The organism is Microbacterium phyllosphaerae (assembly GCF_050628115.1).
GTDB classification, from domain to species: Bacteria; Actinomycetota; Actinomycetes; order Actinomycetales; family Microbacteriaceae; genus Microbacterium; species Microbacterium phyllosphaerae_A.
The window spans coordinates 589,059-615,572 of record NZ_CP192502.1; the positions used below are offsets into that span (position 1 = coordinate 589,059).

16 protein-coding genes are annotated in these 26,514 nt (G+C 68.5%); 4 read left to right on the plus strand and 12 right to left on the minus strand.

The features are described 5' to 3' along the window. Positions 1-2: 2 nt before the first annotated feature. The 3 genes from ACQ4LY_RS02625 to ACQ4LY_RS02635 all read right to left on the minus strand — a co-directional run bounded on the left by ACQ4LY_RS02625 (position 3) and on the right by ACQ4LY_RS02635 (position 3,953). On the minus strand, positions 3-569 hold the full coding sequence (locus ACQ4LY_RS02625; RefSeq protein WP_431074433.1) for a DNA-3-methyladenine glycosylase I: 567 nt from the start codon (positions 567-569) through the stop codon (positions 3-5). Next, complete coding sequence (locus tag ACQ4LY_RS02630) at positions 566-2,374, minus strand: DUF222 domain-containing protein (protein ID WP_431074434.1); 1,809 nt, start codon at positions 2,372-2,374, stop codon at positions 566-568. Before ACQ4LY_RS02630 ends, ACQ4LY_RS02625 begins: the two co-directional genes overlap by 4 nt. 532 nt (positions 2,375-2,906) lie before the next feature. After that, a complete protein-coding gene (locus ACQ4LY_RS02635) occupies positions 2,907-3,953 on the minus strand; it encodes an NAD(P)-dependent alcohol dehydrogenase (protein ID WP_431074435.1) in 1,047 nt (348 codons plus the stop codon). Between the two features lie 127 nt (positions 3,954-4,080). On the opposite strand from ACQ4LY_RS02635, the gene ACQ4LY_RS02640 reads away from it, so the two are divergent. Then, positions 4,081-5,139 (plus strand): hypothetical protein, encoded by a 1,059-nt coding sequence (locus ACQ4LY_RS02640; protein ID WP_431074436.1) that lies wholly within the window; start codon positions 4,081-4,083, stop codon positions 5,137-5,139. 77 nt (positions 5,140-5,216) lie between these two features. On the opposite strand, the gene ACQ4LY_RS02645 is transcribed toward ACQ4LY_RS02640, so the two are convergent. From ACQ4LY_RS02645 to ACQ4LY_RS02670, 6 genes are all read right to left on the minus strand, one after another. Next, positions 5,217-7,286: an acyl-CoA dehydrogenase gene (locus tag ACQ4LY_RS02645; RefSeq protein ID WP_431074437.1), complete on the minus strand. Its 2,070-nt coding sequence runs from the start codon at positions 7,284-7,286 to the stop codon at positions 5,217-5,219. Between the two features lie 152 nt (positions 7,287-7,438). Beyond that, positions 7,439-8,674 carry an HTTM domain-containing protein gene (locus tag ACQ4LY_RS02650; RefSeq protein ID WP_431074438.1) on the minus strand — a complete coding sequence of 412 codons (1,236 nt, stop codon included), beginning with the start codon at positions 8,672-8,674 and terminating at the stop codon, positions 7,439-7,441. Then, the gene (locus ACQ4LY_RS02655; protein ID WP_431074439.1) at positions 8,671-9,486 is read right to left on the minus strand and encodes a DUF5819 family protein; all 816 of its coding nucleotides are present in this window, start codon (positions 9,484-9,486) and stop codon (positions 8,671-8,673) included. Before ACQ4LY_RS02655 ends, ACQ4LY_RS02650 begins: the two co-directional genes overlap by 4 nt. Before the next feature lie 76 nt (positions 9,487-9,562). After that, a complete protein-coding gene (locus tag ACQ4LY_RS02660) occupies positions 9,563-14,632 on the minus strand; it encodes a choice-of-anchor G family protein (RefSeq protein WP_431074440.1) in 5,070 nt (1,689 codons plus the stop codon). Between the two features lie 360 nt (positions 14,633-14,992). Then, positions 14,993-16,747, minus strand: a complete 1,755-nt coding sequence (locus ACQ4LY_RS02665) for a glycoside hydrolase family 3 protein (RefSeq protein ID WP_431074441.1) — start codon at positions 16,745-16,747, stop codon at positions 14,993-14,995. Between the two features lie 2 nt (positions 16,748-16,749). Further along, positions 16,750-18,048 carry an MFS transporter gene (locus ACQ4LY_RS02670; protein ID WP_431074442.1) on the minus strand — a complete coding sequence of 433 codons (1,299 nt, stop codon included), beginning with the start codon at positions 18,046-18,048 and terminating at the stop codon, positions 16,750-16,752. A 136-nt stretch (positions 18,049-18,184) separates the two neighbouring features. Between ACQ4LY_RS02670 and ACQ4LY_RS02675 the strand changes: the two genes are divergently transcribed. Continuing rightward, positions 18,185-19,468, plus strand: coding sequence for a TetR/AcrR family transcriptional regulator (locus tag ACQ4LY_RS02675; protein ID WP_431074443.1), 1,284 nt, complete (start codon positions 18,185-18,187; stop codon positions 19,466-19,468). A 13-nt stretch (positions 19,469-19,481) separates the two neighbouring features. On the opposite strand, the gene recQ is transcribed toward ACQ4LY_RS02675, so the two are convergent. Continuing rightward, positions 19,482-21,512, minus strand: coding sequence for a DNA helicase RecQ (recQ, locus tag ACQ4LY_RS02680; RefSeq protein WP_431074444.1), 2,031 nt, complete (start codon positions 21,510-21,512; stop codon positions 19,482-19,484). 91 nt (positions 21,513-21,603) lie between these two features. On the opposite strand from recQ, the gene ACQ4LY_RS02685 reads away from it, so the two are divergent. Next, positions 21,604-21,921 (plus strand): GNAT family N-acetyltransferase, encoded by a 318-nt coding sequence (locus ACQ4LY_RS02685; RefSeq protein ID WP_431074445.1) that lies wholly within the window; start codon positions 21,604-21,606, stop codon positions 21,919-21,921. A 29-nt stretch (positions 21,922-21,950) separates the two neighbouring features. On the opposite strand, the gene ACQ4LY_RS02690 is transcribed toward ACQ4LY_RS02685, so the two are convergent. Then, positions 21,951-22,328 (minus strand): hypothetical protein, encoded by a 378-nt coding sequence (locus ACQ4LY_RS02690; protein ID WP_431074446.1) that lies wholly within the window; start codon positions 22,326-22,328, stop codon positions 21,951-21,953. Between the two features lie 64 nt (positions 22,329-22,392). Between ACQ4LY_RS02690 and ACQ4LY_RS02695 the strand changes: the two genes are divergently transcribed. Then, positions 22,393-23,358 (plus strand): pirin family protein, encoded by a 966-nt coding sequence (locus tag ACQ4LY_RS02695; protein ID WP_431074447.1) that lies wholly within the window; start codon positions 22,393-22,395, stop codon positions 23,356-23,358. Positions 23,359-23,424: 66 nt separating this feature from the next. Here the strand turns inward: ACQ4LY_RS02695 and ACQ4LY_RS02700 are convergent, their stop codons facing one another. Beyond that, complete coding sequence (locus ACQ4LY_RS02700) at positions 23,425-26,457, minus strand: S8 family peptidase (protein ID WP_431074448.1); 3,033 nt, start codon at positions 26,455-26,457, stop codon at positions 23,425-23,427. Between the last annotated feature and the right edge of the window lie 57 nt (positions 26,458-26,514).

The following is a 26,514-nucleotide window of genomic DNA, read 5'->3' on the forward strand; positions in this document are numbered from 1 at the left end:
ATTCAGGCGCGCCAGCATCCCGCGATGTGATCGTCGACCATCCCTGCTGACTGCATCAGCGCATACATGGTGGTGGGTCCGACGAAGCGGAAGCCGCGGCGACGCAGCTCTTTGCTCATGGCCGTGGACTCGGGCGTCACCGCGGGGACGTCGGCGAAGGAGGTCGGGCGGGTGCCGGGGGGCGGAGCGAACGACCACATCAGCGCATCCAGTTCGCCGTCCTGCATCGTGCGAACGATGGAGGCGTTGCCGATCGTGGCCTCGATCTTCGCGCGATTGCGGATGATCCCTGCATCCGCCATGAGCCGCTCGATGTCGGATTCGTCGAACTCGGAGACCGTCTGGACGTCGAATCCGGCGAAGACCTCTCGGAATCGAGGGCGCTTGCGGAGGATCGTGATCCAGGAGAGCCCTGCCTGGAATCCTTCGAGTGCCATCTTCTCGAACAGCGCACGGTCGCCGTGGAGCGGGGTTCCCCACTCCTCGTCGTGGTAGCGGCGATACTCCGCATCGTCACCCACCCATGCGCAGCGTTCGCGGTGGTCGGGCCCGGCGATCAGAGACGTCATGACCTCACGTTATCCGGGCGCACGGACATGGCCGACGGTTTCTCATCCGGTGACGGCGGGTTTCTCCGACCGGTGGGTTTCCGCGACCGGTGATGCTTCCGTGACGTGTGGCGTGTGCGCGGACCGCTGAGTCGTGGGGTGCGCCATCGTTGCTCGGGGTCCCACCATTTCGGCCCCCGCACCTGCGGGAGACCGTCGTTCATGCGGATCTCCCACCCGGACGTTCCGAGGGAACGGTGGTGCCACCAGCACAGCGGCACCCCGTTGTCCGTATGGGTCGGACCACCCCTCGCATGTTCGACCACATGGTGGATCTCGCACCACGATGCCGGGACGTGGCATCCGGGGATCAGGCATTCCCTGTCACGGGCGACGATCGCCCGGCGTTGATGCACGCTGAAGATGCGGTCGGTGGTGGTGATGCCGATGATCCTGCCCTCATCGAACAGGACGCGTTGGATCGTGCCGGAGCATCCGATGTGCGCGGCGACGGAGACGGGGAGGTGGGCACCGGATCCTGGGATCGTCGCCCACCCGCCATTGCCGGAGTTCGCGCCCGTTCCGGACGCCGCGGGTCCGAAGGCAGCCCCGGCACCGTGACCGACATGGGCATCGTGACCGGTGTGGGTGGCGTGATCGACATGGGCGCCGTGATCGGTGTGGGCGGCGAGGTCGTTCGCGTCGACGTTGACGACCAGGACCGGTGCCGCCCCACCGAGGGTGGGCATGGCGTTGTGACGGGCCGCGATCGCGAACACCATCGCGAGAGCGTCGTGGCGCTTCTGCGACGCGGTGCGATCATCGAGCACGCACCGCGGATCGGAGTTGAACGGATCCGCATCGGCATCGTCAGCATCTATGCCGGGGTCAGCATCGACATCGACATCAAAGTCGGCATCGGCATCAAAGTCGGCATCGGCGCCGAAGTCAGAAACATCAGAGACCGAGTCGGCACCGTCGCTGGGGGCGAAGTGCACGCCGGGCATGGGTGGGCCGTCGCCCTTGGGGTTGAGGATCGCGTCGATGATTAACTGGAACTGCGCCGCGACGTCTGGGGTCAGATAGCCCCGGATCGCGTGCACGCCGTCTTTGAGACGGCCGATCGTGATGCCCCGGCGACGCTTCGCGTCCTCATCTTTGGGTTCTTCCCCATCGGGGTCGAACATCGACGCGAGATCCTCCGCGAGAGCCGCCAGATCCTGCGCGGTCGGCGCCGGCCCCTGCCCATCAGCCTCGTCGTCGTCAGCATCCGCATCGTCAGCATCCGCATCGTCGGCGTCGGCGTCGGCGTCGGCGTCGGCGTCGGCGTCGGCCACGAGACCGTGCCCGCGGGCGCACCCCGCCAACGCGACATCCGCCGCCAGGCGCTGATCGACCGTGAGCCGATCCCACACCTTCTCGATCGGACCCGTCGCCGCGAGAAACCCCGCCACGCCGACCACCCCATCCAGCAACGCGAGCCGCAGCTCCGACCACCGCGCGGGCATCCGCTCCCCCGCCAGACTCGTCGGGCGCCGCACCAGGTCGACGACCTTGTCGACCCTCGTCGCACCCCGCACATCCACGAGCACCGTCCGCTGCAGCAACTCGTTCAACCCCCGACACCCCGCCGAGTGAGGGAAATCACCCGGATCACCCGTCGCGATGGTCTCCACGATCACCGCCTCGGCCCGACGGAACACCGCCCCCGCACCCTGCAGCACCATGATCCGATCCACGTCCGTCAACCCGGCTAACGCGTCATCGGACAGCATCGTGTCGAGGTCGGCGATGACCCGATCCAGAAGCTCCGTGGTGCTGTTCATACCCGTCAGTCAACACGGGACCACCGACATTCAAGACCCGAAACCATCCCGTTTTACCCCAGATCAGAGCCGTATTCCAATCTCCCAGAATGATGCAGAGTCGTCCACCGAGAGGCACACAGGGTGGTGGTGCTGAGGCGGCCCCAGGACGAAAGGGAGCACTGACCCGAGAGGCACCCCCGGAGAACGGGACACGAGCCGACGAGGCAACCGCAGGAGCAAGAGGCACGACCCGGAGAGGCCGCACTAAGAGAGAGGAACACGACAAGAGAGAGGAACACGACAAGAGAGGAACACGACAAGAGAGAGGAACACGACAAGAGAGGAACACGACCTCAAGAGGCGGCCCGATGAGACAGGAACACCGACCGAGAGACAACCCCGGAGAGAGGAACACGAACCGAAGAGACACCGCGGAGAGGCCGAGCACGCGAGACGGAGAACGGCGGGAGAACAGACCGCCCCTCCCCCGAACGCGAAGGTGGCCCCGCTCGAAGAGCGGGGCCACCTCGATCGCGCAATCGCGGAGGTGTCAGTCGGCGATGGTCTTCGCGTCGATGACGAAGCGGTAGCGCACGTCAGACGCGAGCACGCGCTCGTACGCCTCGTTGATCTGCGAGGCCGTGATGACTTCGATCTCCGATGCGATGCCGTTCTCGGCACAGAAGTCGAGCATCTCCTGCGTCTCCCGGATGCCGCCGATGTTCGATCCGGCGAGCGAGCGGCGTCCGCCGATCAGCGATCCGACATGCACTTCCAGCGGCTCGGCCGGCGCACCGACACAGACCATCGACCCGCCCACGTCGAGCAGCCCGAGGTAGGACCGCAGGTCGACGACGGCGCTGACGGTGTTGAGAATCACGTCGAAGGATCCGCGCAGCGAGCGGAAGGTCTCGGGGTCACTGGTTGCGAAGTAGTGGTCGGCGCCGAGGCGGATCCCGTCGTCCTTCTTGTTGAGGGTCTGCGACAGCACGGTCACCTCGGCCCCGAGGGCATGCGCGATCTGCACACCCATATGGCCCAGTCCTCCGAGTCCGACGACGGCGACGCGGGTGCCGGGTCCGACGTTCCAGTGGCGCAGCGGCGAGTACGTCGTGATGCCTGCACAGAGAAGGGGCGCGGCGACATCGAGTGCGAGCGCCTCGGGGATGCGCACGACGAACGACTCGGTCACGACGACCTGCTCCGAATAGCCGCCCTGGGTGATCGTCCCGTCGCGGTCGGTCGCGCCGTATGTCCCCACCGCGCCGTTCGAGCAGAACTGCTCCTCGCCCCTCTCGCAGTTCCTGCATTCACCGCACGAGTTGACGAGACACCCGACGCCGACGCGGTCGCCGACCGCGTGCTTCGTGACCTCGGAACCGACGGCTGCCACGATTCCAGCGATCTCGTGCCCCGGCGCGAGCGGATAGCTCTGCGGGCCCCAGTCTCCACGGACGGTGTGGATGTCGGAGTGGCAGATCCCCGCGAAGGCGATGTCGATCAGGACGTCGTGGGCACCGAGCTCTCGGCGCTCGATCACGGTCTTCTCGAGTGGTGCGGCTTCGCTCGGTGCGGCGTAGGCGTGGACACGGGTCATCGAAGACTCCTCGGGTCGGTTCGGGTGGGCAGATCGACACTACGGGGTGAACCTGTGTCGATCCGTCGCTCGTGTCGGTACCGTGGGCTGAGACTCCGGAGGGGGAAGTCCTATGCGCCGATCATCCTTGACCGCACGCCTGATCACGATCCTGATCACTCTCGTACTGACGCCGATCGCTCTGATACTGCTGTCCGTCGGCGGACAGGCGGTGAACCTCACGCTCTTCTCGTACGGCTTCGACGGCTACCTGGCGCCCCTGGTCGGGCCACTGCTGCTGCAGACCCTCGGGCTCGTGCTGCTCATCCTGGTGGTGCTCACCGGCATCCGGAGTTCTGCCGGCCTGATCGTCGTCGGCATCTTCAGCATCGTTCCCCTGATCGTCGCGGTGTTCCCGGTGACGCTGTCGTGGATCATCCGGATCCAACCGCGGGACTGGGGCGACGGCCTCGTCTACGGGATCCCTCTCGTCGTGCTGGCAGCTCTCGGGGCGATGGGACTGGTGCTCGTTCTCGTCCGACGAGACCCGCGCCCTAAGGGCACTGCCCTGGGCGTGATCGGCATCGTCGCCGCCCCGCTGCTGCTGACCGCGGGCGCCTGGGCGATCACCTGGGGCATCGCCGATGGAGCACTCTTCGCCCTGCAGCGATTCCAGTTCGACCTCCGCCCCGGTGCGGCAGCGGCGGTCTTCGCCGGCACCCTGCTCGTTCTCGCAGGCATCGCCGTGTCGAGGTGGTCTCCCTTCGCGCTCATCCTGCCGGCGCTCGCGCTGCTGATCGCCAGCATCCTGCTGATCGCCGCTCCCGATGCCACATTCCGGATGCTGTTCCAGCTGCCGCGCGGACTGAACGCCGTGATTCCGACCCTGCTGCTCTATGGTGGCGGGGCAGCGGCCGGGCTGCTGTATCTCACGTTCACCGTCGTGCTGCTGCGTGTCCGGAGGCAGTCGCGGCTCACGGGCGACGGCTCAGCACACTCGGGCGACACCTCGTCCGCACAGGCACAGTACTCGGCGGGGCAGTATTCGGGCACGCAGTATCCGGGCGCGCAGCATCCCGGCGCACAGAACGCTCAGAGGCAGTACCCGCCATCGCAGTACCCGCCCGCCCCGACGCAGCATCCGTACCCGCCAGCCCCCGGGCAGCAGCAGCCTCCCGCACCGTACCCACCTCAGCCCGGGCCCTGAGGGCGCGACTTCCGACAGACGACACCGGCCGGGATCCTACGATCCCGGCCGGTGTCAGTGGAGTCGCGAACTCCGTGTCAGCGCTTGGCGTTCTTCTTCAGCACCTTCTCGAGCACCGGAGCGTCTCCTGATGCCGCGAGCGCCGCGTAGTACTCGCGTGCTTCGTCCTGCCGCGCGCGCTCCGCGCCCGAGGCGATGGGGGCGCGCACGTGCTCGGGCTCGTAGCCGAACGCGTCCACGAGTTCCAGCGCGTACGGACGAAGCCGCATGCACAGCCGGTCGATGTACCGTGACACCGCGGCCGCGCGCTGCGTCGACAGACGCCCGTTGATCAGGTGCCACGCGAGGTGCTTCTCGATGAGCTGCAGGCCGAACAGGTCGCGCAGCCACGTGAGCACCTTCTTGGTGTCGGCGTCGTCGACGCGGTGGACGGCGTCGGTGAACGCCTCCCACTGCAGCAGTTCGCCGTGGGCCCGCGCAGCCTCGATCAGCTCGGCCTGGTTCTCGTTGAACAGCTGGGCGCCGAGAACCTTGTCCTTGCCCGCCGGACGCAGTCGACCGGCCACGTCGGCGACCATCTGCTGCACGCGCTCGGCGAGCAGCTGGTGCTGCTGCTCCTCTCGCAGACCGTTCTCGACCGAGCGCGCGACCTGACCCAGGTCGACGACCGACTGACCGAACTGCCGCAGTCCCGCACCGTGGAACACCTTGCCCGCGGTCATCCCGACGGCGAACTTCGCCAGCGCCGCAGCATCCTTGCCCGTGAACTGCTTGGCGTAGTCGGTGAGCAGACGCTTGCCGACGAGCTGCAGCAGAACGTTGTTGTCCCCCTCGAAGGTGACGTAGATGTCGAGGTCGGCGCGGAGCCCGACGAGACGGTTCTCGAACATGAAGCCCGCGCCGCCGCAGGCCTCACGAGCCTCCTGCAGGGTGTCGAGCGCATGCCAGGTCGACAGCGGCTTGAGCGCCGCGGCCAGGGTCTCGAGGTCTTCGCGGTCTGCAGGGGTGTCGGTGCGACCCGAGAACACTCCGTCGAACTTCTGCAGGAACTCGTCGTGCGCGAAGATCTGAGCGTACGTCGTCGCGAGGCGCGGGAACAGGCGGCGCTGGTGCTTGCCGTAGTCGAGCAGCACGACCTCCTGCCCGTCTGCTCCGTCGAACTGACGACGCTGGGTGGCATAGGTGATCGCGATCTTCAGCCCGAGAGCGGATGCCCAGCAGGCCGCGCCGTCGAGAGAGACGCGCCCCTGCACCAGCGTGCCGAGCATCGTGAAGAAGCGACGGCCCGGGCTGTCGATCGCGCTCGAGTATGTGCCGTCTGCCGCGACGTCGCCGTACTTGTTCAGCAGGTTCGTGCGGGGGATTCGGATGTGGTCGAAGCTCAGGCGCCCGTTGTCGATGCCGTTCAGGCCACCCTTGAGCCCGTCGTCCTCCCTGCCGATGCCTGGCAGGTCGACTCCGTCTTCTCCGCGCAACGGCACGTAGAAGCAGTGCACGCCGTGGTTGACGCCGTTCGTGATGAGCTGCGCGAACACGGTCGCGGCGATCCCGTGCAGGGCCGCGTTGCCGAGGTACTCCTTCGTAGCCCCGCGGAACGGGGTGTTGATCACGAACTCCTCGGTCTCGGGGTCATAGGTCGCGGTCGTGCCGACGGCCGCGACGTCAGATCCGTGTCCGATCTCGGTCATGGCGAATGCGCCGGGGATCGAGAGGTCCATGACTCCGGGCAGCCACTTCTCGTGGTGCTCGGTGGTGCCGAGCTGCAGGATCGCAGAGCCGAAGAGCCCCCACTGCACACCGGACTTGATCTGCAGGCTCGGGTCGGCGACGACCAGTTCCTCGAAGCCCGCGATGTTGCCGCCGTTGTTCTCCTCGCCGCCCAGCGACTTCGGGAACGCACGGTGCACGGCCTTGTTCTCGACGAGCAGGTGCAGCTGGCTGAGCACGCGCTCGCGGTGCTCGTCCTTGCCCAGTTCGTCCTTGCGCCAGAACGCCGAGTCCTTGATCATCTCGCGCGCCTCGCGGCGGGTGTCGGCCCAGGTGCCCATCAGCAGATCGGTGACCCGGGCGATGTCGAACGTCAGGTTCGCATCAGCACTGTCGGTGTGGGGGCGAGTCGTCTTCGGACGGACGGCGGCGTCGGCCATGAGCATTCCTCTCAGAGGGAAGTAAAGATGCTTCCATGGTAGGTCTGCCACAACCAGGAGCGAACTGCCCTGTGTTCATCCTCCAACGCCGGGCGGGCACCCCGCCCCGCCACATTGTCGTCAGACCACAGTCGGCACCACACGAGCGACCGTCAGGCCTCGACGGCCGCTCCGGGCGGAGGGGCGGTCTTCGTCTGCTCCCACCGCCGCTTGGTCCCGGAGCTGAGCCGAGCCCACGTGCGGTCGCGGATGAAGATCGAGTCGATCGCGATCATCGTGAGCGAGAACCAGGGCAACCCCATGAGCACGCCGATGCCGATGTGGAAGGAGAGGATGCCGATCAGGCCGATCAGACGCGTCGGTCGGGTCAGCAGCATGAGCGGGAACGCCACCTGCAGGATGATCGACCCCCACGTCGCCGCGACGACCATCGGCCCCCACGTCGTGACGAGGTCGCTCAGCACCGGCCAGGTTCCGAACCGCGCCGTCTGCAGCGGGTTGTAGACCGCGTACCCCTCTTCCCAGGGAGCGCCGCCCGCCTTGTACAGCGCGCCTGAGGCGTACACGAAGCACACCTGCGCTGTGAGCGCCACGAGCGCCAGGTTGTGGAAGACCGTGCCCAGCAGCGCCGGCTGGCTGTTCGGAGCGAACCATTCGCCGCTCTTCGCTCGGCGCTTGGCATCGAGCGACCAGCGGGCCGCGGGGTCGGCGAAGAACAGCAGCAGCAACGCGATGCGGAACATGTTGTCGCCCTGATCGCCCACCATGTCGTTGGCCTCGACGAACCCGACCCACAGGCAGAAGAAGACCGGCAGCACGATGCGGAAGCGCCATCCGAGCACGAACAGCACCGCGAGCACGCCGAGGAGCAGATAGAGAGATGTATAGAGGACGTCGTTGCCCATCGCCGCGTGGAAGGCACTGAAGACCCAGATCTTGGGGAACTCGCTGACGGGCTCGACCATCTCGCCGTTCCATGCCGACCCGGATCCGAACGTGTACAGACGGGTGCCGAAGTTCGCCACGAGCAGGCCGATCGCCGTGACACCGAAGAGGATGCGCGTGACTGCGAGCCCGTAGAGCGCCTTCTTGCCGTTGAAGAGCCAGTCGCCGACGAACGCCGAGATGCGGTCGATGGCCGAGAGCACCATCGCCCAGAGCCCCGCGATCATCGACGACGCGAAACTCAGCAGTCGCGTGACGAAGGACTTCGGCGGGACGGAGGCCGGAGCGGGTGCCGGTGCCGGCACCCGCTCCGGGGTCGAGGGAGCGGATGCCGGAGCGGGCGCCGTGGTCGTCGCTCGGGTGGCCGCCGCATCCGTGCTCTTCGCGGCATCCTTCTTCTTCGCGTTCGCGCGGGGCGCCGCGGTCTTGATCGGCGCGCTCACGGCTGGATCCTCTCGAACTGTGCCCGGAAGGTGTCGGCGAAGTTCTCGCGGCTCTGGCCTTCCTCTTCTACAGGCAGTCGCCAGCCCGTGGTCGAGAACGTCGGGTCGGGGCGCTGCGCCCCGGGGTCATTGCGATCCGCATAGGGGACCACGTTCTGCCTGCTCACGCGGTACTGCACCTTGACGACGGCGTCGGCGCCCCAGATCGCGTAGGCGACCTGGGTGGCGTAGGCGGTCGAGAGGTGCTCCTCGGCCATGTAGGCCTCGGTCGACGGGTTGTCCCCCTCGAGCTCGTCGAAGGAGCGCCCCATCCACTCCTCCCAGTCGCCCTCGGCGAAGTCGAGCCCGACCACGGCCTTCTGATCGGCGTTCAGCTTGTTGAACGCGTTCATCTGACCGCTGGCGACCTCGCTGGACTGGATGCCCGCGCGGGGCGGCATGAGGTTGTACCGGATCATCGAGAGCTCGACGTCGGTCGCGCTCACCCACCCGGTCTCGATCTCCTCGCCGTCCTTCTCTATGACGGCACGGACGTTGAAGTGGTAGTCCCCGTTGATCGGCTCGGGGGCGAAGACACTCCACGACTGACCGAACATGGGCAGCATGTAGCCGGCGAGAACCTCCTGCGTGGGGATCTCCCGCAGCGCCGAGTAGGGCGCGATCCACAGGAACGACGCTCCCACATGCCACAGGGTCAGCAGGCACGCCGCGAACGCGATGAGCTTCACCCACCAGGTCGGGCGGGGTCGTGCCTGGGCGACGGAAGCCGAAGCCGCCTGCTCTTCCGGTGAGGTCTCAGTCATGGTGCTCATTCACATCCTTCTTACCGCTGAAGGTCGGAGCCGCCTCGACGACGGCTCCGACCTTTCAGCGTTCGTGCACTGCGTTCTACTCCGCCTGGACCATCGGTCGACGGGATCGTGCGATCCGCGTCGCCCCCAGTCCGAGCATCAGCAGCAAGGCCGCCAGAGCGATCCATCCGCCCTGGATCTCCCCGCCGGTGGTGGCGAGGCCCGAGGCCACGACCTGGAATGTCGCCGCCACGCTGCCGGAGCTCGCCCCGGTCAGGGTCACGGTGTGGGTTCCGAGATCGGTACTGGACGGGACCGTCCAGGTGAAGGTGACCGTGCCCTGGGCGTCGGCGACCTGAGTCCCCAGCGCGACCGGGGCGGAGGTCATCACACCGCTGACGGATTCACCCGGCGCGAACCCGGTGCCGACCGCGGTCTGCTGGGCGCCGCGCTCGAGAACCGGGACCTTGATCGCGATGGCGATCTTGCCGGTCGGATCCGCCGCTGCATCCGCAGAAGCCGAAGCCTCAGCCGTCGCCGAGGCCGAGGCCTCAGCGGTGGCCTCAGCCGAGGCGTCGGCGGCAGCCGACGCGGAGGCCGTCGCGGACGACGAGGCGTTGGCCGCCGCGGCCGCCGACGCGTTCGGGTCGGCATCGGCCGAAGCCGACGCGTCAGCCGCGCTCGTCGAGGTCGCATCGGTCTGTGCAGCCGCCTGGGCCGCGGTCGCCGCAGAGGCGTTCGCATCCGTGGTGGCGGTCGTCGAGGCATCCGTGGAGGCATCGTCGGTCGCGGCGGCCGAAGCCGCTGCATCCGCCGTCACATCCGCAGCGGCCGAGGCGGTGCTCGTCGCATCGGCGAGTGCCGCAGCGACAGCCGCAGCCTCGACCGAGGCGTTGCTGTCGTCATCGGCCTGAGCCGAGGCCGACGCAGATGCCGAGGCGTTGGTGTTGACCTCAGCAGACGGATCAGCCGCTGCCGTTGCGTCCGCCGTGGCGACCGCATCCGAGGAGGCATCGGTCGATGCGCTGGCGATCGCCGCCGCGCTCGCATTCGATGCCGCACTCGTGCTCGCGTCCGACGTCGCCGAGGCCTCAGCCGCGGTGTCGGTCGACGCGTCGGCCAACGCCGCCGCCTGAGCCGCGATCGCCGCACCGGCGTTCGCCTCGGACGTGGCGTCCGCGGTCGCAGCCGTCGACGACGTCGCCGTCGCCGCCGACTCCGCCGCCGCTTCGGCTGCCGGGTCGGCCGCAGCCGAACCCTCGGCCGTGGCGTCCGCGAAGGCCGCAGCCTGAGCCGCCGCCTCCGCGATCGCATCGGTCGATGCATCGGCGTTCGCAGATGCGGATGACGAGGCCGCCGCGTTCGTGTTGGCCGACGCCTCGGAAGAGGCGTCCGTCGACGAGTCAGCCGTCGCCGCCGACTCCGACGATGCCGCCGAGTTCGAGTCCGCCGCCGTGGAGGCATCCGCGTTCACGTCATCCGAGGCATCCGCCTGAGCCGCTGCCTGAGCGGCCACAGCCGCAGAGGCGTTGGCCGTCGAGGTGGCGTCGGTGGATGCGGTGGTCGACGCGTCGGTCGTCGCTGCGGCCTCAGCCGCAGACTCCGCATCGGCCGTCGCCGCCGCGGAGGCGGTGGACGTCGCGTCGGAGAGAGCCGCAGCCTCAGCCGCCGCCTGCGCCGACGGGTCGCCGTCTGCGGTCGCGTCAGCCGACGCAGACGCCGAAGCCGCCGCGTTCGTGTTGACATCGCCGGGGTCGCCCGCGGTCACCTCGGTGGTGTCCGTGTCGCTGAACGCTCCCGACGTGGCCGTGAGCGTGTATCCCGTGCCCGGAGCCGTGTCGACGGGAACCGGGTAGTTCACCGTGAACGCACCGAACCCGTCGGTCGTAGCGGTCACAGGACCGCCGACGTTCGCGCCGCCACCCGGAGCGGTCAGCTGCAGCGACACCGAGGAGTTCACGGGCCAGCCCGTTCCGGTGACGCCCAGGTTGGCGCCTGCGGGAACGGATGCGGCCGCATCCACGACGACCGGAGCCGCCGTGACCTCGGTCGTGTCCGTCGCCGTCTGGGTTCCGACGCTCGCCGTGACCGTGTAGCCCGTGCCTGCGGGGGTTCCTGCCGGCACCGGATAGTCGATCGCGAATCCGCCGAGCGCACCCGTCGTCACCGTCTGCGGCGTGCCGATCACAGCGCCGCCCGGTGCCGTGAGCTGGATGACGACCTCGGTGTCAGCCGGCCAGTCGGCGCCCGAGACCGCAAGGTCCGTGCCCGCCTCGACGGTCGCCGCCGCATCCACCGTCGCCGCGGCCGTGACCGCGGTCGTGTCGATTGCCGTCTGCGTGCCCACCGTCGCCGTCACGGTGTACCCGGTGCCGGGTGTCGCACCGGCGGGAACCGGGTAGTCCAGCGTGAAGCCGCCGGTGCCATCCGTCGTCACCGTCTCGGGACCGCCGACGTTCGCGCCGCCACCGGGTGCGGTCAGCTGCACCGAGACCTGCGTGTTCGCCGGCCAGCCGGTTCCCGTGACAGGAAGGCTGGCGCCCGCCTGCACTGTCGCCGCGGCATCGACCGCAGCAGCGGCCGTCACCTCGGTCGTGTCGGTCGCCGTCTGGGTGCCTGCAGTCGCCGTGACCGTGTACCCCGCGCCGGGGACTGCCGCGGCGGGAACCGGGTAGTCGAGCGTGAAGCCACCCGTGCCGTCCGTCGTCACCGTCTGAGGATCGAAGGGGACCCCGCCGCCCGGGGGCGTGAGAGTCACCGAGACCTGGGTGTTCGCCGGCCAGTTCGCGCCCGTGACCGGAAGGCTGGTGCCCGCCTGCACGGTGTCTGCAGCATCCACTGCCGCAGCGGCGGTCACCTCGGTCGTGTCGATCGCCGTCACCGCACCTGCGGTCGCCGTGACCGTGTACGCGGTGCCGGGAACCGCCGAGGCGGGAACCGGGTAGCTCAGCGTGAACCCGCCTGCACCATCGGTCGTCACCGTCTCAGGGCCGCCGACGTTCGCGCCGCCACCGGGAGCGGTCAGCTGCACCGAGACCAGGGTGTTCGCGGGCCACGTCGTGCCCGAGACCGCGAGGTTCGTGCCGGCCTGCACCGTAGCCGCCGCATCGATCGTCGCGACGGGAGCATCCGTCACCTCGGTCGTGTCGGTCGCCGTCTGCATTCCCACGGTCGCGGTGACTGTGTAGCCGGTCGCGGCAGGAGTTCCTGCCGGCACCGGGTAGTCGAGGGTGAACGAGCCGGACCCGTCGGTCGTCACGAGTTCGGGGCCACCGATGTTCGCGCCGCCACCGGGAGCCGCGAGCTGCACGGAGACCTGCGTGTTCGCGGGCCAGTTCGTTCCGGAGATGCCGAGGTCGGTGCCCGCCTGCACAGCGGGTGCCGCGTCGATCGCCGCCGCGGCGGTGACCTCGGTGGTGTCGGTGGCAGTGCTCGTGCCATCGGTCGCCGTCACGATGTAACCGGCGCCCGGCACCGTCGCCGCGGGGATGAACACGCTGCCCGTGAAGGCTCCGGAGCCATCCGTCGTGACGGTCACCGGGTCATTGACGACAGCGCCGCCGGCGGTCGTCACCTCGACCTCGACATCGGTGTTCGCGGGCCAGCCGGAGCCGGTCACCGGAAGGTTCGTGCCCGCCTGCACGGTGGGCGCCGCGTCGACGGCCGGGACGACCGCAGCCAGCTCGTTCGGGCCGGCCTGCGCGTGCGCCAGGACCACGGTTCCGACTCCGCCTGCACCGAGCAGGTCGCCGACCGTGAGGACGAACGCCTCCTCGCTGTAGATCGGGCCGCTGTCCGGCTGCACGTTGCCGCGCAGCGAGACGACGCCGTTGAGGAGTCCGACGACAGGATCGAGGGCCGTGATGATCGTGGTGACCGCCGTCGTGACCGTCGGGACGACCGTCGCGATCACTCCGGTCGGTCCGAACAGGGTCGCGTTGATCGGCGTCGTCAGAGCGCCCAGGAGAGTTCCGACCGGGATGGTGATCGGAAGACCCGCGACCTTGAGCGAGATGGTCGCCGTCGCGGTGCCGCTGACGACGCTGCCGAGCGTCTGGTTCGGAACCGAGACCTGCAGGCCCGTGCCGATGTCGACGATGGTCGTCGTACACGTCGGCCCCGTTCCGACGAGACACACGGCCACGTCGATGTTCAGGGTCGCGGCATTCAGCGTGTTGGTGAGGGTGGTCTGGACGAGCGCCGGCACCGTCTCGAGCACGTTGCCCACGCGCGTGATCAGATTGTTCAGCACGTCGGCCGACAGCACCTCCTCGTTCACCGCGAGACCGTTGAGGCCGTGACCTGTGGTGTCCGAGAGCAGCGCGTCGAGGTCGGCCTCGACCGCACCTGTGCGCAGGTTGACGGTGATCACCCCGTCACCCACCGGGGTGTCGAGCACGGTGTTCAGCGCCGCGTTGACGTTCGTGGTGATCGCGATGTCGACGCCGCTGTCTCCGAGGATCGGAGCGAGCGCCGCGTTGAGTCCCGCGAGAGCCTGCGCGAGGAGACCGTTCGGGCCCGCGAGCGTGGCGACGGCGGCATCGACGGTCGACGCGACGCCCCCGGTCCCGGTGAGCGTGTTCACCAGGCCGCCGATGGCGGGAAGCGTCAGCTGGAGGTTTCCGCCGGCGACGTTGTAGTCGCGCGTGACGGCACCTGTGCCGTCGATGGCGACCTCGGCGCTGATGGCGTCGAGCGAGATGTCGAGGTCGGCGACCGCTGACGTCACTGCGGAGCCGAGCAGCCCCTGCAGGTTCAGCGACGCGTTGGCGGGGTATGCCCCGGCACCCGTGGTGTCGATGACTCCGGTATCGCTGACCGCGCCGGTCGCGGCGCGCGAGACGCCGGCATCCGACGACTGCGAGTACTGGTTCACCGCACCGAGCTGCAGGAATCCGCCGAGCGGAACGCTGAGGCCACCGGGGATTCCGAGATTGAGGGCGTTCAGCGCCGTGAGGTCGAGTGAGCTCGTCTCGGTGACCGGAGTCGGATCGCCGCTGTTGCTCGTGGCAGAACCGTCGAGTTCGGCGACGTCGTCGAGCGAGACCCCACCGAGCAGGAGGCTGCCGCTGAGGAATCGCGAACTCGACGCGGACTCGTCACCGGGTGCCGCAGTGGCCGCCGTCGGTATCAGTGCACTTGCGAGGATCACAGCCCCGGCGGTCACGCCGGCGATGCCCCCTCCGATGGCTCTGCGTCGCCGCAGAGTCTTCCCCCTCAGAAATTCCATTCGCCTCTCCCGTGATGCAGATGTTCCGCGTCACAAGGCCCTCCCCAGGCGTCGACACGAGTCGACCGAGCGCATGTCCAGACAGTATTGCGGGATCGAGATTGTTAAGTCCAGCCAACGTCCAGACTTCTTTCCGGATTCGTCACTATCCGAGACATTTCGCATCGTGCCTCGCTAACCATCCCACAGGTGGGTTCTCGGCATCGGTTCGGCAGGACGAATCGTCGACCGGTCAGAGCACGCAGAAACGCCCCGCAGGTCGATGCCTGCGGGGCGTTTGCGTGCGTGCTCGGGTCGTTAGAGCGTGAGGCCGTGCCCGAACCGGAAGAGCGGATCGGCGGTGTCGAACGGGACATCGGGGCGCGAGGCCTCGACGGCCGCCATAGACCTCGGCAGGTCGAACGGCAGCGCGCCCCGCGCGCTCACGACGCCGCTCAGGACATCGAGCAGGGCAGCCGCGGAGACACCCCAGTTGACCGTGACGGCCGCCGCCGCATCGGTGATCGGCTGGAGGATCGGCGGGCGATCTGCCAGCACGTCGACCACGGTCGGGACTGCGCTCGCCACCTCGCGCACGTGGGCGATCACGTCGTCTGCGAAGTCCAGCGAGCCCGCGTGGAAGAAGTTCTCGAACATGGTCTCGCGCTGCTCGAACGGCGCCTGCAGCCGGATGATCGCGAGATCGGCCTCCGCGGGGGTCGCGACCACCGTGCCGTAGGCCGACGCGGCCTCGGCGTCGATCCCCTCGACGTAGAGCTTGAGCCCCATGGAGAAGGGCAGCGATCCGTCGTTCGTCAGCACCGTGACCGAAGCACGCTGAGCCGCTTCGCCGGCGGCACGGAACTCCGCGCGTCCGACGACCTCGTCAGCGGCATCCTCGTCGACGAACGGGTTCTCGAAGAGTCCGAGCTCGAACTTCTCACGGAGGATGCGGCGGGCGGAGACGTCGAGACGCTCCTCCGACACCGAGCCGTCCGCGATCAGCCCGAGCAGCAGCTCGGGGCAGTCCTCGCCGCCGAACTGATCGGCGCCCGCATCGAGCACCTTCAGCATCCGCTCGCGCGGAGTCAGGTCCTCGACGCCCCATGCTCTGGCGGGGAAGGGCTGGCCGAAGATCTCGGCGTCGTTGATCAGCCCCCAGTCGGTGCACACCAGACCGTCGAAGCCGTAGCGCTCACGGAGCAGGCCGGTGATGACGGATCTGTTGAAGCCGAACCCGACCTCCTCGTACTCGGTGCCGACGGGCATGCCGTAGTACGGCATCATCTGCCGCGTGCCCGCCGCGAGGGCATCCTCGAAGGGCTTGAGGTGCAGCTCGAACTGCCCACCCGGATACACCTGCTCACGACCGTACGGGAAGTGCGGATCTTCGCCGTCCTTCTGCGGGCCGCCCCCGGGGAAGTGCTTCGTCATGGTCGAGACCGACCCTGGGCCGAAGGCCTCGCCCTGGAATCCACGGATATATGCCGCTCCGAGAATGCCCGACAGCTCGGCGTCCTCTCCGAAGGTCACGGTCTGGCGGGCCCAGCGCGATTCGGTGGCCAGATCGACCTGCGGGTGCAGCGCGACGCGCAGACCCACAGCCGTATATTCCTGACGCGCGATATCTGCGAAGCGCTCGACCAGCTCGGGGTCGCGCGTGGCGGCGAGGCCCAGCGTCTCGGGCCACTGGGAGAAGGGGCCCGCCAGGATCGATGCGCCCGGATTCTCACTGAACGAGTGGCGCGGATCGGTCGACAGTGTCACCGGGATGCCGAGTCGGGTGTCTGCGGCGAGACGCTGCAGGGCGTTCTGCCACGCGGCGATCTCGCGTCCGGTGGGAGCTGCACCGAGCAGGTTGAAGTGCGTCATGTTCTTGACGTGCACGAACTCGCGTGCACTCGGGGTCGCGAAGACCGGGTTGGCCTCATCGAGGTCGCCGATCGCGATCATCGTGTGGAAGAACAGTCCCGCTTTCTCCTCGATGCTCATCTCGTCGAGAAGCAGCTGCACACGATCGTCGACAGGGAGGGCCGTGTCGAGCCAGGGTCGGGCGGTGGTCACGTCTGTCATGGTCACTTGACTCCCTTGATGCGATAGACGAGGACGGCGCCGGCGAGTGCGACGAGCGCACCGAACAGGTACCAGGTGGTGTATCCGCCGAGCGGTGTCGCCGCCCCCAGGGCGATGATGCTCGGCGCGATCGCGGGGGCGATCGACTGCGGAAGGGCGTTGGCGATGTTGAGCACGCCGAGGTCCTTCGCCACGTCATCCGGGTTGGGCAGCACCTCGGTCGCGAGGGCGAGGTCGACGGAGAGGAAGGACCCTGCTCCGAGCCCGATGATCGCCTGCGCGACGATCACGATCTCGATGCTGGGAGCGACGGCGAGGATCACGAGGCCGACCACCATGATCAGCCCGGCGATCGCGACGAACGGACGGCGCTTGCCGATCTTGTCGGAGAGGAATCCGCCGAGAGGCGCAGAGATGGCCATCGCGGCCATCGAGGCGAGGTTTGCGATCAGGATCGTGCCCACCGCCGCCTGCTCGTCGAGGGCGAACTTGTTGACCAGGTAGAGCGGAAGGAAGGTGGCGATGCCGGCGTAGCCGAACATCACGAAGAACTTGGTCAGCCAGGTCCAGCCGAAGTCGGGGTGCTTGCGGGGGTTGAAGACGAACGAGCCGAAGAACGTGCCGATCGTGAAAGGGGTCGCCGGCTTCTGGGTGAGGCGACGGTCTTTGAGGGTCAGCACGAACACGACGACGAGGATCAGGGCGATCGCGCCAGGCACGACGAAGCGCTCGAAGTCGCCGGGGAGGAAGTTCACGATGAAGCTTCCGGCGAGGATGCCGATGGGAGTCGTGATGCCGATGATGCCCGACACCTTGCCGCGACTGGAGACCGGCACCTGGTCGGGCAGGGTCGCGTTGGCGGCCGCGAGCACCGCGTTCATGGCCGCCTGCACCAGGCACCAGGCCAGCAGGACGACGAGCACCGAGGTCGCGGCGCCGATGATCACGAAGCCGCCGAGACCGACGACAGCCCCGCCGAGGATCCACGGGCGCCGCATGCCCCACTTGGATGTGGTGCGATCGGAGAGGCGGCCGACGAGCGGGTTCGCGATGAGGGCGAAGGCGGCGCCCACACCCATCACGAGGCCGAGGCTGCCCTCGGTGTTCACCGGGTCGAGGCGCTGGATCTTGAACGCCATCGACACCATCACCGGGGTGAGCAGCGCCAGATAGACGCCGAAGTTCACGGCGGCGAGTCCGGGGGTGTAGCCGCGCGGGGTCTTGAGGGGCGTGGTGCCGGGAGCTTTGAAGCCGGTCGTTCCGACGGCCGCCGCAGTGGCGGCCGATGACAGCTCTGTCATGGGGGGGTCCTTTCGGGCAAGGTTCGCCGGTCATCCACGACCTGACGTGATCTCGACCATATCGGAATATCGACCGTTTGGTAAGTGAATATCGACCGATTGGTAATGAGAGAGAATGGGAGGGAAGGGTGGGCGGATGACGACAGCAGCCACGAGGGGGTCACGCCAGGCGCGCGCGGCCGAGACCCGGCAGCGGATCGTGGACGCCGCCCGCGAGCTCTTCATCTCGAACGGATACCGGTCGACGTCGCTGCGCGATATCGCGGCGGCAGCCTCGGTCAGCCACCCCGGGCTCCTCGGCCACTTCGCGTCGAAAGACGACCTGCTCGCCGAGGTCGTGGCCGGGTTCGAGGACGACAACGAGAAGGACTTCGACCTGATCGCCGCGGCATCCGAGCCGGGTGGCCTGATCTTCGCCGACGTCGCGCGCCGCAACGCCCGCACACCGGGCTACCTCGAGCTCTTCGCCGCGCTCACGGGTGAGGCCTCGGCCCCCGAGCATCCGGCACACGATCGGATGCGGGCGCGGTACGCACGACTGCGATCGCTGAGTGCAGAGGTGCTCGAAGACGCGGCACTGCACGGCTCGGTCGACTCCGACCGCGACGTGTCCGATGAGACGACGCGGCACATGGCCGGATGGGACGGTCTGCAGCTGATCTCGCAGTACCTCCCCGACCGCGTGGATGTCGTCGACATGCTCGAGGAGCGGGAATCGCTCTGGGCGATGCCCTCCGGATGGCGGGATCCCGATCAGCCTGCCCCGGCCGCCGACGCGGCAAGCCCCTTGCCCGCGCTCGACGGCACGGCGGTCGAGGGAGCACCCGAGACCGACCCCGGGTACGCCGTCGGCCGACGGCGGCGAGCGCAGATCCTCGCGGACGCGATGCGACTCTTCTCCCGCGCCGGATACGGCGACACGAGCCTGCGCGACATCGCGGAGGCCGTCGGGGTGTCGAAGTCGACGCTGCTCCACCACTACGCCTCGAAGGAGCTGCTGCTCAGCGCCGTGCTCTCGGAGCGCGACAGGTCGATCCAGGAGCGCACGGACGCGCACCGGGCGGAGCGGGCAGCCGACGTGCTGCGTGCGATCCACGAGGGTGCCCGCGTGAACGCCCTCGACGAGCCCGGTCTGATCGAGGTCTACGCGGTGCTCTCGTGCGAGGCCGTGCCGGCCGGGCACCCCGCCCACGACTACTTCACCGAGCGGTTCCGCCGGGTGATCGATCACTTCGCCGAGCTGTTCCGGCTCGCGCAGGTCGACGGGGACCTGCCGGATCACCGTGACCCCGAGCACGAGGCCGTCTGGCTCCTCGCGCTGTGGGACGGACTGCAGTACCAGTGGCTCTACGACCGCGATGCCGTCGACGTCGCGGCGCATCTGCGCGCGCATCTCGAGGACGTGCTTCCTCGAGTGTGAACGTGGCGCGCGATCAGGCGGAGGCGATGACCGCCAGCACGCCCTCGCCGTAACCGTCGCGCTTCTTCGCACCGATGCCGGTGATGCCGTCGAGATCGGCGAGCGACGCCGGACGATGCTCGGCGAGCGCGCGCAGGGTCGCGTCGCCGAAGACCATGTACGCGGGCTTGCCCTCTTCGCGAGCAGTCTCGGCGCGCCAGGCGCGGAGCGCCTCGAACAGACCGCGGTCGCCTGCGTCCAGCGCATCCGCCGCGCTCGCCTTGCGTGCCCGCGGGGTGGATGCAGGTCGTCCGATCGTGTCTTTGCGCAGCGGCACGGGCGTCTCGCCCTTCAGCACCCCGGCCGCCTGCTCGCCAGGGGCGAGCGTGCCGTAGTCTCCCTGCGCCGCGATGATGCCGCGAGCGAGAAGCTGCCGGACGACGCTGCGCCAGTCCTGATCCGAGAGGTCGGCACCGATGCCGTAGGTCGCGACCTTCTCGTGCCCCTGCTGCCGGATGCGCTCGGTCGAGGCTCCCCGGAGGATGTCGATCAGGTGCCCGGCGCCGAACGACTGGTTGCGCTCACGCTTGAGCCGCACGATCGTCGAGAGCAGCTTCTGGGCGGGGACGAGCCCGTCGAAGGTCTCGGGCGTCTCCAGGCAGGTGTCGCAGTTGCCGCAGGGCTGGGACTCCTGCCCGAAGTAGCCGAGCAGGTTCTGCCTGCGGCATTCGACCGTCTCGCACAGCGCGAGCATGGCGTCGAGGTGCTGCCCCAGGCGCATCTTGAAGGTGCGGTCGCCCGGGCTCTGATCGATCATGCGGCGCTGCTGCACCACGTCGCCCAGACCGTAGGCCATCCACGCGATCGACGGTTCTCCGTCGCGACCCGCACGACCTGTCTCCTGGTAGTACCCCTCGACGGACTTCGGCAGGTCGATGTGGGCGACGAACCGCACGTCGGGCTTGTCGATGCCCATGCCGAAGGCGATCGTCGCGACCATCACGACGCCGTCTTCACGGAGGAAACGAGACTGGTTCTTCGCGCGCACCTCTGCGGGGAGACCCGCGTGGTACGGCAGGGCGTCGAAGCCCTGCGCCGCGAGATAGGTCGCCGTCTGCTCGACGGACTTGCGGCTCAGCGCATAGACGATGCCCACCGAGCCCTCGGGCTGCGCACGGATGAAGGCCACGAGCTGCTTGCGCGGGTCGACCTTCGGCACGATGCGGTACTGGATGTTGGGGCGGTCGAAGCTCGCGACATAGTGCTTCGCGTCGTCGAGGCGCAACCGCTCGGTGAGCTCCTTGTGCGTCGCCCGGGTGGCGGTCGCCGTGAGCGCCATGCGCGGCACACCGGGGAACCGCTCGCCGAGGTCGCCGAGGGCGAGGTAGTCGGGACGGAAGTCATGGCCCCACTGCGACACGCAGTGCGCCTCGTCGATCGCGATGACGCTGAGGGTGCCCCGCTGCAGCAGCGCCGTCGTCTGCGGCGAGGACAGCCGTTCGGGAGCGACGTAGATGAGATCGAGCTCCCCCGCGACATATGCCCGCTCGACCTCGCGGCGCTCGTCGATCGACTGCGTCGAGTTGAGATATGCCGCGCTGACGCCGTTGGCCCGCAGAGCGTCGACCTGGTCGTGCATGAGTGCGATCAGCGGGCTGACCACGAGCCCCGTGCCCTCGCGGACGAGCGCAGGCACCTGGTACGTGACGCTCTTGCCGCCACCGGTCGGCATGAGCACGACGGCATCGCCGCCGCCGATCACGTGCTCGACGATCGCCGCCTGGTCACCGCGGAACTCGTCGTACCCGAAGACCGTGTGCAGCGCCTCCCCCGCACTCGCGTACCGGCTGGGCGCGGCGCGTCGCGCCGGCGCAGCGGATGCGGTCTTCGCCTGCCCCACCGGCGTCACCGGGCCTGGGCCCCAATCGAGCGGCGGCTCGTACCCTGCGCCCTGCGGAACCCAGTCCATGGGCTCCGGCGGCTCCGAGGGCTCCCACTCGGCGCCGTCCCACGGCTCGTCTGCGTACGGCAGATCCTCGTACGGGTCACGGGGAGTCTGCGGCATCCCTCCAGCGTAACGACCCCCGCCGACCTCGGCCCGCCCGTCCACAACTCAGCGGGCGTAGGTTGGACGCAGACACCCGAAGGAGCACTCGATGACCGATATCACCGTCACCCGCAACGACGACGAGTCCCGCTACGAGATCCGCACGGATGGCGCGCTCGCGGGCTACGCGGAGTATCAGCTGCGGCCCGGGGCGATCCGCTTCATCCACACCGAGCTCGACCCCGCCTTCCAGGGTCAGGGTCTCGCGAGCATCCTCGCCGAGCGGGCACTGACGGATGCCGCGGCAACCGGCGACGCGATCGTGCCGCTCTGCCCGTACATCGCCAAGTACCTCACGAGCCATGAGATCCCCGGCGCGGAGATCCGTTGGCCGAAGAGGCCCGGCGATGCCCCGACGGAGGCCTGACGACCGGGCCCGGTCGTCCTCGCCCGCGCCTACTGCATGCAGGTGCCGGTGTAGTACTCGAAGAGGGCCTCGCCCGACGCCTTGACGTCGTCGTCGTACGCGGTGATCATCGCCGTCGGGTCATCGGTGATCGACTCCGCCGCCACCGTCAGGTAGCCCTTCCACGCTTCGAGGTCATCGACCAGCTCGGCGGTCGGCTCGACCTTCTCCATGAGCGCGAGCCTCGCTGTGACGTCGCCCTCGGAGTTCATACCGGGGATCAGCGGCGAGAATGCAGCGGCCGACGTCTGCGTGTCGTCGAGCAGCGGGCCGCAGAAGCCTGCGTCTCCGCCGGATGCGCACCCCGACAGCAGCACGGCCGATGCACTGAGGGCGAGCAGGATAATGGAAGAGCGTCGAGCGTTCATTCGTTGAGCCTATGAGTCCGCTCGTGCGACCGTGCGCAGACGCACCTGAGCGAAGGAGAATCGGATGACCGAGATCGCGAGCGGATCCGCCGACGCCCACGGAGCTGCGCCGATGATCGGAGAGCGCCGCATCGTGCTCGAGCCGCGCGAGGTTCCGCTCGGCGGCGTCCGCGGCATGAAGGTGCTGCGTGTGCTGCCGCACCGCAACCTGCCGACGATCGGAGCGTGGTGCTTCCTCGACAGGTTCGGACCGGCGGACACCAGGATGCGCGTCGAGCCACACCCGCACATCGGGTTGCAGACGGTCACCTGGCCGCTCGTCGGCGAGATCCGCCACCGGGATTCGCTCGGCAGCGATGCCGACCTCCGTCGTGGTCAGCTGAACCTGATGACCGCGGGCAACGGCATCTCGCACTCGGAGTACTCGATCGGTGACGACCCGATCCCGCTCGACGCCCTGCAGTTCTGGGTCGCGCTCCCCGACGGTGCACGTCAGGGGGTCGGCGGTTTCGAGCGGCACACCGACCTCCCCCAGGTGACCCTGATCGCACACGAGGGCCCGGATGCCACAGCCACCGTCGTACTCGGCGAGTTCGCCGGCACGGCCTCCCCTGCGACCGTGCACACCCCGATCGTCGGCGCCGAGATCGTGGTCCCGGCCGGCTCCCGCGTGCGACTGCCTCTGCGGGAGCACTGGGAGCACGCGATCATGCTCGTCGAGGGCGATATCTCCTTGTCCGAACACGAGATGACCCGGAACGACATGCTGTACCTCGGTGATTCGAGGCAGGCGATCGACGTCGCCAGCACGCAGGGCGCCCTGCTCTTCCTGGTCGGCGGCGAGCCGTTCGACGACGAGATCGTCATGTGGTGGAACTTCGCCGGCCGCACGCACGAGGAGATCGTCGAAGCGCGCACCGAGTGGGAGGCGGCCTCTGCGCGGTTCGGAGTCGTCGAGGGTCACGACGTGCGCATCCCCGCTCCTCCCCTGCCCGACGTGCGCCTGATGCCGCGCGGCCGCAGGATCTGATCCGACTCCTGACACAGAGCGACGCCCCGCACTCCGAAGAGCACGGGGCGTCGCGACCGATCACTGCTACTGCGCGTCGACCGTGACGATCGTCCGCACATCCGACTCGCCGTACTGCACGAGTCCGAGGTAGCGGGTGCCTGCGGTGAGGCCGGTCCAGCCGAGCTCGTAGCTCGTGGCCTGGCCCCGGACGGCGTCGAGCGGATTCGGGTTCGCGGTCAGCGCGCCCTCGCCCTCGGGCTGCACGTTGGCGTAGGTCATGTCCCACGTCATCGGCGCCGACGTCGAGTACACGTTGGCGACGACCAGATACGTCCCGGCCGTCGGAGCAGCCAAGGTGACCTGCTCGTCGGCCGACCCCGTCGCCGACTGCCAGCGCTCGTAGTAGCGCAGGTCGTCGGCGCTCACGACCCGATAGACCGTGAGGTCGAGGTCGCTGCCGGTGTCATCGGACGAGTCGAGGTCGAAGCGCGAGAGCGTCGTGCCCTCGGGCACGTCGACGATCCACGACACGTCCTTGTTCGCGTCTCCCGATGCCTCGTCACCCGAGTGGCCGACGACGCGGCCGTCAGGGTCCTCGAGCAGCGAGAACGGCGTCAGACCCGACACCGCGAGAGCGAGAGCGCCGTCGACACCGGGAGTGATGTCGACCGTGGTCGACCCGTCGACTCCCGTGCCCTCGACCTCGGCCGGAGCATCCGCCGTGACCGGGAACACCGCGATCGGCGACCGCACCGTGTTCTTCTTGCTCGTCCAGGTGAGCGATCCGGTCGCCCACGTCTCGACCGGTGCGCTCTGGTTGTCGAACGTGACCGTGTAGGTCGCGGTCTGGCCGGGCTTGTCGAACTTCAGCGTCGACGGCTGCACCGTCACGTTGACGCCGGGCAGATCGACGGATGCCGTGAACGTGCCCTTCTCGGTCGCGGTGACCGTACGGGTGACGGTCTGCGCACTCGCCAGCGATCCGATCGAGAACGATGCGATGTTCAGGTCGCTGCCGTCGATCGGCTCGCCGGGGAAGTCGGCCAGGCCCTTGCCCTCGAGGAACGCGACCCAGTCGGGCACGTCGTTCAGGTAGAGCAGGCCAGGGTTGAAGTAGCGCTTCGGATCGACCTGGCCGGCACCCTGCTGGAACGGATCCGTGTTCGCAGAGCCGTCGGCATTGACCGTGTCGTACGCGGTGGTCATCATCGCGGACTTGATCTCGGCGGGCTTCGCGTTCGGGCGCTCACCGAGGTAGAGCGCGGCGAGACCGGCGATGTGCGGCGAGGCCATAGACGTTCCCGACAGGATGCCGAAGGTCGGCGCCTCTCCGGGCCCGTTCTGCGTCGCCGCGAGGATCGCCACGCCGGGCGCTGCGATGTCCGGCTTCATGATGTCGCTGCCGTCGGCCAGCATCGGGCCGCGGCTCGAGAATCCGGCGATCTGCGGTACCGGCGTCACGACACCGGTGGTGTTCTCGCCCACGAGCGTGATCGGACGGTCGGTGCCGCCCTGCACGTAGGCCAGCACGGCGGCGCGATACACCGACGAGAGGTGCACGGTGGGCACCGCGTGGAAGTCGTTGTCGAGCGAGTCCGCACCGCCGGGCACGTTCACGAGCACGACGCCCATGCCACCGGCATCCTTCACGACCTGCGACTTCTCGGCGCGGGCGTTGCCGCCGCGATCGCAGACCACGATGTGACCCGTGACCTTGGAGGGATCGATGCTGCCGGGAAGGCACAGCGCCGCGTCAGCGGCCGTCTGGCCTGCAGCCGGCGCGTCACCCGCGTAGATCGAGGGGCCCGAGACAGTGGTGCCGAACGGCACGCTCACCGAGGCGCCGGCCTGGGCGAAGCCGTCGAACTGCACGGTGCCCTCCCAGGTCGGGATCGTGGATGCCGCGACCGTGGTGTACCAGGGGGAGGCGTGGTCGGCGGTGACGGAGTCCGGTCCGTCGTTGCCGGCACTGGTGGCGACGAAAACGCCCGCCGCCGCTGCGTTGAAGAACGCGATGTCCTCGGGGGCGAGCACGGTCGATGCCGCTCCGCCGCCGATCGAGTAGTTGATCACGTCGACGCCGTCGGCGACGGCCTGGTCGATGGCGGCGATCAGGTCGCTGCCCGCGCAGATGTCGTCGGTCGTGACGGCCTCGTCGGGTCCGACGTAGCAGGCCTTGTACGCCGCGACCTTGGCACCGGGCGCGACGCCGGAGATCTTGCCGAAGTCGACGTCCTCGATCGAGGCCTTCACGCCGAAGTTGCCGGCCGCGGTGCTCGCGGTGTGCGATCCGTGGCCGTCGCCGTCACGTGGCGAGAGGTAGTCGTACTGGAAGTCGAAGCCGGCTGCCTGCGCGCCGGTGTAGAAGTACTGGGCGCCGATGAGCTTCGACGAGTAGTCGCCCTTGTCCCATTCCTGAGCCTCGACCATCGTGCCGCGGAACTGACCGCCGTCGGACTTGTCAAAGTAGACGAAGGTGCCGTCGGTGTAGGGCTGACTGCCCTTGTGACGCTTGTCGTTCTTGGGCTGCTTCTTGAGCTTCTTGCCCTCGAACGAGGGGTGCTCCGGGGCGATGCCGGTGTCGATGACACCCACGACGACGCCCTCTCCGGCTTTGTCGACTCCGCCGGTCTGCTGCCAGACTCCGCCGCGACCCTTCTTGTCGTCACCGAGGCCGAGGAAGTCCGTCGACGTCTGCGCGTCGGGGTGACGGATGAAGTCGGGGTAGACGTCGTAGACGTCCTTCGACGCGCGCAGCTTGTCGACCTGCTCACCCGTGAGCTCGGCGCTGAAACCGTTGAGGACGACCTGGTAGCTGATCTCCGGGGTGACGCCCGCCTCCTGGGCGACCGTCTGCTGCTCGGTCTCGAGATGCTGCACGTAGCGCTGCGAGTCCTGCGACTGCGTCTCGAGCTGCTCGCCCTCGGCGGGCTTGGTCGCCTCGAGTCCTTCGACGTCGCCGGTGTAGCTGGCGAGCGGGTCGGACTTGAGCACCACGATGTAGTGGCCAGGCGTTCCTTCGACCGGAGTGGGGTTCGTCACCTCCTCCGTGCCTGCGTAGCCTGCGGTTGCCGTCGATGCGATGAACAGCGTTGCCAGGGTGGTGGCAGCTGCCATCCGGAGGGGTGTTCGACCCATGTGCTTCTCCCGATGATCTTCGTGCGACCGCGTTGC

Excerpts from the sequence above, each read along its gene's own strand:
- ACQ4LY_RS02625 (WP_431074433.1), bottom strand. The coding sequence starts at position 569 with ATGACGTCTCTGATCGCCGGGCCCGACCACCGCGAACGCTGCGCATGG.
- ACQ4LY_RS02630 (WP_431074434.1), bottom strand. The coding sequence starts at position 2,374 with ATGAACAGCACCACGGAGCTTCTGGATCGGGTCATCGCCGACCTCGAC.
- ACQ4LY_RS02635 (WP_431074435.1), bottom strand. The coding sequence starts at position 3,953 with ATGACCCGTGTCCACGCCTACGCCGCACCGAGCGAAGCCGCACCACTC.
- ACQ4LY_RS02645 (WP_431074437.1), bottom strand. The coding sequence starts at position 7,286 with ATGGCCGACGCCGCCGTCCGTCCGAAGACGACTCGCCCCCACACCGAC.
- ACQ4LY_RS02655 (WP_431074439.1), bottom strand. The coding sequence starts at position 9,486 with ATGAGCACCATGACTGAGACCTCACCGGAAGAGCAGGCGGCTTCGGCT.
- ACQ4LY_RS02665 (WP_431074441.1), bottom strand. The coding sequence starts at position 16,747 with ATGACAGACGTGACCACCGCCCGACCCTGGCTCGACACGGCCCTCCCT.
- ACQ4LY_RS02670 (WP_431074442.1), bottom strand. The coding sequence starts at position 18,048 with ATGACAGAGCTGTCATCGGCCGCCACTGCGGCGGCCGTCGGAACGACC.
- ACQ4LY_RS02675 (WP_431074443.1), top strand. The coding sequence starts at position 18,185 with ATGACGACAGCAGCCACGAGGGGGTCACGCCAGGCGCGCGCGGCCGAG.
- recQ (WP_431074444.1), bottom strand. The coding sequence starts at position 21,512 with ATGCCGCAGACTCCCCGTGACCCGTACGAGGATCTGCCGTACGCAGAC.
- ACQ4LY_RS02685 (WP_431074445.1), top strand. The coding sequence starts at position 21,604 with ATGACCGATATCACCGTCACCCGCAACGACGACGAGTCCCGCTACGAG.
- ACQ4LY_RS02690 (WP_431074446.1), bottom strand. The coding sequence starts at position 22,328 with ATGAACGCTCGACGCTCTTCCATTATCCTGCTCGCCCTCAGTGCATCG.
- ACQ4LY_RS02695 (WP_431074447.1), top strand. The coding sequence starts at position 22,393 with ATGACCGAGATCGCGAGCGGATCCGCCGACGCCCACGGAGCTGCGCCG.
- ACQ4LY_RS02700 (WP_431074448.1), bottom strand. The coding sequence starts at position 26,457 with ATGGCAGCTGCCACCACCCTGGCAACGCTGTTCATCGCATCGACGGCA.